This window comes from Synechococcus sp. R5-13, from assembly GCF_047462015.1.
GTDB lineage: Bacteria > Cyanobacteriota > Cyanobacteriia > Thermostichales > Thermostichaceae > Thermostichus.
The window spans coordinates 1-8,657 of sequence record NZ_JANSIL010000209.1; the positions used below are offsets into that span (position 1 = coordinate 1).

Consider the following 8,657-nt stretch of genomic DNA (forward strand, 5'->3'; position numbering starts at 1 on the left):
CAACCTCTCCGACCACTTCGGCTCCAGGATAGAGGTTAACCAGTCTTGCAATCTGTCTCTCCAAGTCTGGTTTCTGCTCTCGGCTGCTGACTCGGGCGTACAAAACGACTCGTTTGGCCTTTCTGGGCGTTTTGATGTAGCTGTCGAGGTCATACCTTCTCGCCCTACCGGATGGTGTACGTATTGCATTGATCCAGCCTTTCTGTTCCCATCGCCTCAAAGTGTGGAGACACACCCCAAAATAATCCGCCGCTTCTCTCGGTTTTACATACCTAGCCATACCAAGCAGCCATACTGAACATACTGTACATTACTTTCAGTATAGTCCAGCGTATCATTGACTAGAGTCATGCTCTCGCCTGCGGATCCCGTAGCCGGAAGAAGTCCTTATTAGCAAGCTTCTCATCTATTCGCCTCTGTTGCTCTCGGAGAAGGGCTGCTGTGGTTTTGGGTAGGGTGCACATCTCAGCGGTGACGGGCATCGAGGATGAACAGAGCACTACCTACGACGAACAGGAGGCTGGCTCCTATCCCCAGCAGGGTTTGGACAACCTTGAGATTGAGAAAGGCTGGAGCTGCTGGATCCCACAGAGAGGGGTCACTGCCCAAGGTCATCACCTCGCTCACCGCAAACAGGCCACTCCCCAGCAAAAACAACCAACTGGCCAACTCGTAGCGGTGGTTGCCTCTCATGTCTTCTCCGACTGCAAGTGTTCGTAGGCTTGAGCAGCGGCGGCCATTTCCGCAGCCTTTTTCGAGCGACCTTCACCGCGGCCCCAGCACCGCCCTTGCCCCCAAACTTCCATGGTGAAATGAGGGGGATGCTCCTGGGCGGCCACCAGGCGGTATTCGGGCAGGCTACCCCAAAGGCGTTGGGTCAGTTCTTGCAAGGCTGCTTTGGGGTTGCGCCGAGTGGGGTCTTGGAACCATTGCTCCACTCGTCGGTGTAAGTAGGGATCCAGCCAGGGATGCAGCCTGGGCAGCGTGTAAATACCCCAACTGAGATAAAAGGCTCCCAGGAGAGCCTCGAAAGCATCCGCCAGCCGCCGACCCCGCCCGGCCAAGTCGTTTTGCGAGCTGGATCCCACCTCCAGGTAGCGATCCAAGCCGTGCAGATCCGCCAGTTCTGCCAGGTGAGCATCGCTGGTCAGGTCAGAGCGAATCGCGGTCAGCTCTCCCACCGACAGATGGGGATAGGACTGAAACAAGAATTCCGTAACCAAAATCCGCAGGACAGAATCCCCCAACAACTCCAGCCGATCGTTGTTCCGTCGGCCATCCAGAGAAGGGTGAATCAGAGCCTGATCCAGCAGATCCCAACGCAGTTGTTCCAGCAAAGCCGGATCCCTGAATCCAAGACGAGCCAGCAAATGCTCCAAGGCACGACGGCGGGACGGGATCAACTCAACCATACACTCAGGTGCTGATGTTGCCTCAGCGGTCAGAGCTGCACAGCTTAGGCCCATTTTGACCTGAGCCATCTCACCCAGGCCGGGATCCCCGCTCAGGCGGTAAGCCAGCTATGCTACAGGAGTAGTATAGGCTTTTCGAGGGAGGATCCCTGCGTGCCCATTCGCGCCAATTCCCCCATTCCCACGACCCAGATGGAAGTGACCAGCATTCGGCTGGAACGTGAGCTGAAGCAGCGGCTGAAGGCGCTGGCCGGAAATCAGGGTTACCAGGCCCTTATACGGGAAATTCTTTGGAGTTATGTCCTGCGTCACTCTCAAGGGGCTGCCACCCTCAGTCCTGAGGATATTCGGGCCAGCTTCCCGGCCACGGCCCACCAAGCCCAATGCTGTGCTCTCACCGGACGGGCCATTCAACCGCAGGAGCCAATGTTGCTGGGGTGGACCACCGATGGGAAGTTTGTCGCCCTCAGCTCCTCCTGCTTTTAAGTTTTGGAGTCTCTCTCCAGTTGGCGAAGGGATCCAACCGGCACGAGTGCCCATCCGTTTAGATGCCACGAAGTTCTCGATATTTTCTGGCCCGTTCCTCGGCTGGATCGGGGGCTTGAGCTTTGGCAACTGCCTCCTCCAGTTGGGCCATCACCGTCTCTGCCGGTTCAGCGGAGCGGACGACGTAAAACATTAGGTTAATGGCTTCGTTGGCCGTCAGTTTGAGGGTTTCTTTTCCCTTGGGCACCAGCGCGATCTTGCCATCTGTGGTTGTGATGGCTGTATGGGATCCCTTAGCCAGAATCTCCCCAGCTTTTTCCAGAGTGACAAGCATATCCGTAGCTCACGGCAGCAGGACATCTACTATCCTATCGAATGTCTTGGGGCAAACGTTCCAGAAGGGTCTAAGCCATTTGGCGGATTGGGTGGGTTCATCATGGGTTGCCATGCTCTGCCAGCCAAGCATACAAGTGGGGAAACAACTTTTGATTGGCCCCTGGGAAGGGAAATTCCGACAGCTCCGCCGGGCTAACCCAGCGCACCTCACTACATTGCAGGGCTTGGGCTTCTCCGCCCAGGTAGCGGCAGATAAAAGCAATAAGAGTAACGGTGAAATGGGTGTAGGCATGTTCGATGGTGGCCAGCGGCGCGACCACCTCGATATCGATGCCGATTTCTTCCTTCACCTCCCGCACTACACACTCGGCAGCCGTTTCTCCCGGCTCGATTTTCCCTCCGGGAAACTCCCACAGCCCACTGAGCATCGAGCTTTCCAACCGTCGATCGATAAGGATTTCTTTTCCCCGCAGAACAATGGCAACCGCGATTTGCTTATGAGGACGGGAGGCACGGGGTGCAGACATAGGCAATTGTTGGTGTTGACCTCGATTGTAGGCGCTGCAATCCGCTTGCCAAGGGCACCGGCCACAGTGAGGCTTTTTGGGACGACAGACGGTAGCCCCCAAATCCATCAGGGCTTGGTTAAAAGCCCGCGGCTGCACGGGATCCAACAATTGCTGGGAAAGCTGCCACAGCAGGGACAGACACTGGGACGGAGGCTGCTGCAAAGCCACCAAGCGAGCCAGCACCCGCTTGACGTTGCCATCCAAAATGGGCAAAGGCTGATCGAAGGCAGCGCTGAGAATGCCGCCAGCCGTGGTGCGCCCGATCCCCGGCAGAGCCAGCACCTGCTCCAAATCCCTGGGGAACTCGCCGTTCCGTTCCCGCATCAAAATTTGGGCAGCTTTGTGCAAGTTCAGGGCCCGCCGGTAGTAGCCTAGGCCCTCCCACAGTTTCAGCACCTGCTGCTGGGGGGCTGCCGCCAGTGCTGGGATCCCAGGCAGGGTCTGCATCCAGCGCTGAAAGTAGGGAATGACCGTTGCCACCTGGGTCTGCTGTAACATCACTTCCGAAACCCAAATGGCGTAGGGATCCCGGGTGCGGCGCCAGGGCAGATCCCGCCCGTGTTCACGGTACCAACGTTGAAGAGACTGCCGCAAGCGTTGCAAAGAAGCCTCGTCCCAATTCCCTACCTTGTCCGGGAGGCTTGCAGCGCAGGAAAAGCTGCCCTTAGCTTCTGGAAGAGGCTGAGACTCAAGCCGCGTAAGCAAAGTGCAAAGCCCACCAGATCAGGGCCGAAACCACACCGGCCACAATTCCTGCCGAGATCAAAACGACAATTGGGCTATCCGCCCCCTTGAACTTCATAATGCCGCGATTGTAGTCAGCCATCCTTGCCTCCTACCAGCTCTGGCGTTGGGGTTGTCAGGGATGTTGATCGGGATCCAGATCTGCCAGCTCTATTCACAGGGAAAGCTGTGGCGAAGATGTCCCAGTAGAGGTGCTCCGCACCGCCGGCGCAAACATGCCTGGGGAGAAGCACCGTCCTCGGTCATGCATGATACAACCTTAGCATGGAACAGACTTTGACCCTGGTGATTTGGACTGTTTGGAATAACCAGAAGCTAGGCAACCCGCAGGACTAACCGGTCTGCTTCCCACTGTCGAAATAGGTTGAGAAGGTGGTCGGCTCTCTCTTCATGGGCAGCCAGGATCTCAGCGCCAGAACGGGCTTGATTGGCCAAGGGCAGCAGCAGCTCCACCACTTGGTAGCGGGTAGAGGCCATCATCTTGCCAGGGATCCGGGCGATAGGCCAGAAAATATCCATCTTCTGGGTCAGGATCTGGGCCGGATCCAGCTTGCCCAACAGATCTGAAAAGGGGATTTTTTGATCCCAGTAGCGCACGCTGCCATAGCGGACAAACAAGGGGTTGAGCTGCCAGCGGGAGCTCTTAAAAAATTCGACTGTAAAGGGATCCCAAGTTGTTATCTTTTGACCTTGATGGCAGCACCAAAAGAGATTTTGCGTGTGATATAGGGGCTCCAGATACTCCATGACCCGCAGTTGGTCGATGCGAGCAAGGGCCTCGTAGCGGCGATGGAACTCCGGGTGGGTGGCGGCAATCAACGGCCTGGCGTTCCAATAGTCCAAGTAGGGGGCTACATCGATAAACTCCAGCCCGGCTTGGGCAAGCAAGTCGGGAATCTCGCCGATGTCGAAAGGAATATCATTGGCATGGAAGAAATTATCGACAATGTTTTCATCTTGTCCATAGTATTCTTGGTGAGCCTTGGCGTGCTTGGCCAAAAGGGAATTGGGGCTGGCTCCCTTCAGCAGTTGCCGCACAAATTCGATCTTTTCTGGGGTTGCAGGTGGGGTGATGCCCAACAACTCCAAGGCTCGCCGAATGCGGTACAGATGCCAACGGCCGGAACGGTTGTAGAGCATCAGAGCCATCACCCCGTCGGCAGCTAGGCGCGAGGCCAAGTTCCTCAAAGCCTTGACGGGATCGGCAGTGTGGTGGATTACCCCGTAGGAGCTAATCATGTCAAAGCTGCCTTCGGGCCAAGTAGAGGGATCCAGCAGATCCCCGTACTGCACGGAGCAGTTGCGTAGGCCGTGGTGCTTAATTCGCTTCTGGGCCATCTCCAGGGCCGGGCGGCTGATGTCGATCCCGACCACCGAACCATAGCCGGGGTTGCTGGCGGCAATGCCATGCACTTCCCAGCCGGTGCCACACCCGGCCACCAAAAACCTGGATCCTGTGGGCTCTTGCAAGGTGCGGGTGCGGGCGTACTGCGCCAAGGTATAGCTGCCCAGACTGGAGAAGCCCTCAAAGGGCCGGTCGTAAGGAATAGGAGGATAGGGGAACGTCTCGTACTGGGCCTGCACCGCCCGGGTAATCTCGGCTTCGCTCACCAAAAGCACTTCCTCCCACGCGTTCCCCCCCATCCTAAGGTCTTCTTGACGCTTTGAGCCGGGAGATCTTGCTGGGTTGCCCGTCTGAGAACCTGGCCCTTCACAGCCTGGTTGTAAACCCCGCCGGAGGCAGAGCGGGCGGGACGGAGTCCTCACAAAACCGAGTGAGGCAGGCGACCCTCTGCCGAGCCGTTGGCTAAGGCCCTGCCAGAGCGTGAGTTGCCCGCTTGTAGGCTTCCTCCAGCGTCTCTGCCAAGGTGGGGTGAACGTGCACCAAGCCGGCCAGTTCTCGCACCGTGGCCCGGCGAGCAATGGCCTGAGCTGCCTCGTGGATCAAATCCGCCGCATGGGGCCCGAAGATATGGGATCCCAGCAGTAGGCCGGTGCTCTTGTCAAAGACCAGCTTGACCATGCCCTCTGTCTCTCCCGAAGCAATGGCCTTGGAGTTGCCGCCAAAGTAGGTGCGCACCGTGCCCACGCTGTAGCCTTCCTCCTTGGCCTGAGGTTCGGTCAGCCCCACAAAACCCATTTCCGGGTGGGTGAACACCGCGGCCGGGATGCTGAGGTAGTCCATGTAGGCAGTACGGCCACAGATGTTTTCCACGGCCACTCTCCCCTGAGCTGCCGCCGCGTGAGCCAACATCATTTTGCCTGTCACATCCCCAATGGCCCAGAGGTGAGGCAAATCGGTGGCCATGCGGCTATCGACGGGGATGAACCCCCGTTTGCCGGTGTCGATGCCCAGCTCGGCCAAGCCCAGCCCCTCTGAGACCGGGATCCGACCGGCAGCCACCAAGCAGCCATCCACCTGCAGCGTCTCGCCGTTGGAGAGGTGAATCGTTACTGGCTGGCCAGGGATCACCTGCTTGGCCGTGATCCCCACGTAGGTCTGGATTTGCCTGGGCTTAATCAGCACCCGCTGGGCCAGGCGGGCAATATCGGGGTCAAAGGCCGGCATCAGGGTCTCCAGGGCTTCGATGAGGATGACCTGGGATCCCAGGGCGGTGTAGATGTCGGCAAACTCCTGGCCAATGTAGCCACTGCCGATAATCGCTAGGCGCTCCGGGATCCACTCCAGCCGCACCGCCTCGTCGCTGGTAAACACCGTCCGCCCATCCACCTCGATGCCGGGGGGCACAAAGGGGCGGGAGCCCGTCGCGAGAATGACATCCTGTGCCGTGTAGGTGTGGGATCCCTTCTCTTCCTGGACTTCCACCTGCTGGGGTGCCACCAACTTGCCCCGCCCTCTCAGGATTGTTACCCCCAGCCTCTCCAGGGAGCGGGTCATGTCGGCGCGGATTTTCTCCACCACCTGGGCGGCATGGGCGGCAATCGCTCCCCGGTCAGCCTGGACGGATCCCACTTGGATGCCCAGCCCAGAGCTATGTTGCAGTTCCCGCAGGCGTCCTGAGGCGGCCAGCAGAGCCTTGGAGGGGATGCAGCCGCGGTTGATGCAGGTGCCGCCCATTTCTGCACCTTCGACGATGGCGGTTTTCAGGCCGGATTCGACAGCATGCAAAGCAGCGCCGTGGCCGCCAACGCCAGCACCGATGATGATTACGTCAAAATCGAAGCTCATGGCGAGATTGGATAACCGGTGCTTCATTTTCTCACCTTGTTGGCCTTCCCAGAAACCTGGCTAGGGGCACCCAAGCCATGCAGTAGCATAGAGTCGCTTGTAGGCGGGTGGGGGTACACATGACACTCCAAGCTTTGATCTTCGATGTGGACGGCACGCTGGCGGACACGGAGCGGGATGGTCATCGCGTGGCCTTTAACGCTGCCTTTGCCGAGGCAGGGCTGGACTGGCACTGGTCGGTGGAGCTCTACGGCCAACTCCTGGCCATTACGGGGGGCAAAGAGCGCATTCGCCATTTCGTTGCAACCTGCCAGCCGCCGCTACCCCCTGGTGAAGATTTAAATGCCCTCATTGCCCGGCTGCACCAGGCCAAAACCCGCCACTACACTGCCCTGTTGGCCCAAGGGGGGATCCCACTCCGCCCAGGGGTGAAGCGCCTCCTGCAGGAGGCCAGAGCTGCTGGGATCCGCTTGGCCATTGCCACCACCACCACGCCGGAAAATGTAACAGCCCTTTTGGAGCACACACTGCCGGAGAGCCTAAGCTGGTTTGAAGTGATCGCTGCCGGCGATATTGTCCCCGCCAAAAAGCCCGCCCCCGACATCTACTTCTACACCTTGGAGCGGATGGGCTTAGATCCCCAGGAGTGCCTGGCCTTTGAGGACTCGGAGAACGGGCTGCGCTCGGCACAGCAGGCAGGTGTCCCCACCGTGGTGACGGTTAACGATTACACTCGAGATCAGGATTTTTCTGGGGCAGCTTTGGTGCTGGATCATTTGGGAGAGCCCGATCTGCCTTTTCAAGTGTTGGCAGGAAGGGCGGGATCCCACAGTTACTTCAGCCTGGAGCTAGCCCGCCAGGTTCACGCCCAAGCCATCCACTCTGAGGTAGAAAACTGATGCCGGAGGTGGGGAGCGAAGACCTGCAGCGGCGCCTAGAAGCCCATCTGCGCCAGGTGGCTCGGCCCCGCGATCCCGACTGGTCGCCTTTGGGCCACCGGCAGGTGGAGCAGTATATCCAAAAACAGCTTTCCGAGTGCGGCCCGGTGGAGCCTTTCCCCTTTGAGGCCAACGGCCGCCAGCACTGCAACTGGATCTTGAAGTTGCCCGGATCCCAGCCTGGCCGCAGGCCCATTTTAATCGGGGCCCACTTCGACGCCGCGCCGGCCACCCCCGGGGCTGACGACAACGCCAGCGGCGTGGCGGTACTGCTGGAATTGGCCCGCCATTTTGCTGCTGACCCTGCCCCTTCTCCTCTGTGGCTGGTGGCCTTCGACCTGGAAGAGCGGGGGATGATAGGCAGCAGGGCCTACGCCCGCTTTCTCAGACAACAGCGCCAGCCCCTGCGGCTAATGCTGTCGTTGGAGATGCTGGGCTACCGGGATCCCGCCCCCGGATCCCAGGACTATCCCGCCGGCCTTGAGAAGCTCTACCCCAACCGGGGAGATTACATCGGTCTCATCGGCAACTGGCCCACCTGGGGGGATCTGCTCAAGCTGCAGCATGATTTTCAGAAAGCGGGGATCCCTTGTTGCTGGCTGCTGGCCGGGCAGCAGGGCCTAATCCTGCCTGCCACTCGCCTGAGCGATCACTCCCCCTTTTGGGATGCGGGCTACGCCGCCGTTATGGTTACCGACACCGCTTTCTTGCGCAACCCCCACTACCACAAGCTGAGCGATACCTTGGAAACCCTAGATCCAGATTTCCTGACGGGGGTCTGCCAGGGCTTGATGGCCGGGATCCGCTCGCTGTAGCTCTTCCAAACACCACAGTCGTTCAACAACAAGTAGCGTGCGTTAAGTCCTAACTCCCCTCTCTCTGGAAGGAGGCTGGGGGTAAGGGTAGAGTTGGCATCCTCAGCTAGAAATCGCAGGAGCCCCGCACTGTACCCGTAGGGTCAGTGTCGGGAGGAATGCGGAAG

11 protein-coding genes are annotated in these 8,657 nt (G+C 59.1%); 3 read left to right on the forward strand and 8 right to left on the reverse strand.

Going from position 1 to position 8,657, the window contains the following annotated elements; all coding sequences use genetic code 11:
• From NW840_RS13565 to rnc, 3 genes are all read right to left on the reverse strand, one after another.
• Positions 1-280, reverse strand: a 280-nt coding sequence (locus tag NW840_RS13565) for an IS607 family transposase (RefSeq protein ID WP_414344840.1), incomplete at its 3' end; no start/stop codon positions are given.
• Positions 281-465: 185 nt separating this feature from the next.
• Positions 466-693, reverse strand: coding sequence for a hypothetical protein (locus NW840_RS13570; RefSeq protein WP_414344842.1), 228 nt, complete (start codon positions 691-693; stop codon positions 466-468).
• Positions 690-1,412: a ribonuclease III gene (rnc, locus tag NW840_RS13575; protein ID WP_414344844.1), complete on the reverse strand. Its 723-nt coding sequence runs from the start codon at positions 1,410-1,412 to the stop codon at positions 690-692. The genes NW840_RS13570 and rnc overlap by 4 nt, the downstream gene beginning before the upstream one ends.
• 153 nt (positions 1,413-1,565) lie before the next feature.
• Here rnc and NW840_RS13580 point away from each other — a divergent pair, with 153 nt between their 5' ends.
• The gene (locus NW840_RS13580; RefSeq protein WP_011432395.1) at positions 1,566-1,898 is read left to right on the forward strand and encodes a hypothetical protein; all 333 of its coding nucleotides are present in this window, start codon (positions 1,566-1,568) and stop codon (positions 1,896-1,898) included.
• A 58-nt stretch (positions 1,899-1,956) separates the two neighbouring features.
• Here NW840_RS13580 and NW840_RS13585 read toward each other — a convergent pair whose 3' ends face one another.
• From NW840_RS13585 to lpdA, 5 genes are all read right to left on the reverse strand, one after another.
• Positions 1,957-2,232 carry a hypothetical protein gene (locus NW840_RS13585; protein WP_011432394.1) on the reverse strand — a complete coding sequence of 92 codons (276 nt, stop codon included), beginning with the start codon at positions 2,230-2,232 and terminating at the stop codon, positions 1,957-1,959.
• 100 nt (positions 2,233-2,332) lie between these two features.
• Positions 2,333-3,397: an A/G-specific adenine glycosylase gene (gene mutY / locus NW840_RS13590; protein ID WP_414344846.1), complete on the reverse strand. Its 1,065-nt coding sequence runs from the start codon at positions 3,395-3,397 to the stop codon at positions 2,333-2,335.
• Between the two features lie 94 nt (positions 3,398-3,491).
• Positions 3,492-3,629 carry a hypothetical protein gene (locus NW840_RS13595; protein ID WP_011432392.1) on the reverse strand — a complete coding sequence of 46 codons (138 nt, stop codon included), beginning with the start codon at positions 3,627-3,629 and terminating at the stop codon, positions 3,492-3,494.
• Between the two features lie 233 nt (positions 3,630-3,862).
• Positions 3,863-5,158 (reverse strand): class I SAM-dependent methyltransferase, encoded by a 1,296-nt coding sequence (locus tag NW840_RS13600; protein ID WP_414344848.1) that lies wholly within the window; start codon positions 5,156-5,158, stop codon positions 3,863-3,865.
• 196 nt (positions 5,159-5,354) lie between these two features.
• The gene (lpdA, locus tag NW840_RS13605; RefSeq protein ID WP_414344851.1) at positions 5,355-6,737 is read right to left on the reverse strand and encodes a dihydrolipoyl dehydrogenase; all 1,383 of its coding nucleotides are present in this window, start codon (positions 6,735-6,737) and stop codon (positions 5,355-5,357) included.
• A 119-nt stretch (positions 6,738-6,856) separates the two neighbouring features.
• Here lpdA and NW840_RS13610 point away from each other — a divergent pair, with 119 nt between their 5' ends.
• Together NW840_RS13610 and NW840_RS13615 are read left to right on the forward strand one after the other, a co-directional pair.
• Positions 6,857-7,636: an HAD family hydrolase gene (locus NW840_RS13610; RefSeq protein ID WP_414344849.1), complete on the forward strand. Its 780-nt coding sequence runs from the start codon at positions 6,857-6,859 to the stop codon at positions 7,634-7,636.
• On the forward strand, positions 7,636-8,490 hold the full coding sequence (locus tag NW840_RS13615; protein ID WP_414344850.1) for a M28 family peptidase: 855 nt from the start codon (positions 7,636-7,638) through the stop codon (positions 8,488-8,490). The genes NW840_RS13610 and NW840_RS13615 overlap by 1 nt, the downstream gene beginning before the upstream one ends.
• Positions 8,491-8,657 lie beyond the last annotated feature (167 nt).

Bases quoted from the DNA above. Each gene is read 5' to 3' on its own strand.
- NW840_RS13570 (WP_414344842.1), bottom strand. From the start codon at position 693: ATGAGAGGCAACCACCGCTACGAGTTGGCCAGTTGGTTGTTTTTGCTG.
- rnc (WP_414344844.1), bottom strand. From the start codon at position 1,412: ATGGTTGAGTTGATCCCGTCCCGCCGTCGTGCCTTGGAGCATTTGCTG.
- NW840_RS13585 (WP_011432394.1), bottom strand. From the start codon at position 2,232: ATGCTTGTCACTCTGGAAAAAGCTGGGGAGATTCTGGCTAAGGGATCC.
- NW840_RS13595 (WP_011432392.1), bottom strand. From the start codon at position 3,629: ATGGCTGACTACAATCGCGGCATTATGAAGTTCAAGGGGGCGGATAGC.
- lpdA (WP_414344851.1), bottom strand. From the start codon at position 6,737: ATGAGCTTCGATTTTGACGTAATCATCATCGGTGCTGGCGTTGGCGGC.
- NW840_RS13610 (WP_414344849.1), top strand. From the start codon at position 6,857: ATGACACTCCAAGCTTTGATCTTCGATGTGGACGGCACGCTGGCGGAC.
- NW840_RS13615 (WP_414344850.1), top strand. From the start codon at position 7,636: ATGCCGGAGGTGGGGAGCGAAGACCTGCAGCGGCGCCTAGAAGCCCAT.